1 protein-coding gene is annotated in these 209 nt (G+C 39.7%); it reads left to right on the forward strand.

Annotated elements, in window-relative coordinates:
- Positions 1–187, forward strand: a 187-nt coding sequence (locus tag AB4Y44_RS43140; RefSeq protein WP_368702874.1) for a type II toxin-antitoxin system HigB family toxin, incomplete at its 5' end; no start/stop codon positions are given.
- Positions 188–209 lie beyond the last annotated feature (22 nt).

Below are 209 nucleotides of genomic sequence, written 5' to 3' on the forward strand. Positions count from 1 at the left end.
CGGTCTTAAGAAGACGTTTGGTACTACAGTCGATTACGTTCCAACAAAGTTTTATGTGTTTGATGTTGGAGGAAACAATTTCCGAGTCGTCGCTACAGTCCATTTAAACCGGCAAATGTTGTTAATTAGTCATGTGCTAACGCACAAGGAATATGACGAATGGACAAGGAAGAATATAAGGAAATGAACAATCATATCCAATCGGGAGG

This window comes from Paraburkholderia sp. BR10937, assembly GCF_040965695.1.
Classification (GTDB): domain Bacteria; phylum Pseudomonadota; class Gammaproteobacteria; order Burkholderiales; family Burkholderiaceae; genus Paraburkholderia.